General features: G+C 48.9%; 1 pseudogene. It reads left to right on the top strand.

What is annotated here, in order from left to right:
- Positions 1-280: pseudogene (locus LZP73_RS21060) on the top strand (DNA cytosine methyltransferase); the annotation flags it as partial.

The following is a 280-nucleotide window of genomic DNA, read 5'->3' as shown; positions in this document are numbered from 1 at the left end:
CAGGCAATGCTGGAGAAACTGCTGCAAATTTATGATGTTAAAACGCTGGTGGCGCAGCTTAATGGTGTGGGTGAGAATCACTGGAGCGCGGCAATTTTAAAACGTGCGCTGGCGAATGACTCTGCATGGCACCGTTTAAGTGAGAAAGAGTTTGCCCATCTGCAAACGTTGTTACCCAAACCACCGGAACATCATCCGCATTATGCGTTTCGCTTTATCGATCTATTTGCCGGAATTGGCGGCATCCGTCGTGGTTTTGAATCGATTGGTGGACAGTGCG

The sequence above is a fragment of the Shewanella sp. AS16 genome (assembly GCF_021412365.1).
GTDB lineage: Bacteria > Pseudomonadota > Gammaproteobacteria > Enterobacterales > Shewanellaceae > Shewanella > Shewanella salipaludis.
The sequence above is the reverse complement of the archived record's forward strand: the minus strand, read 5'-3'. Positions and strand labels throughout refer to the sequence as shown.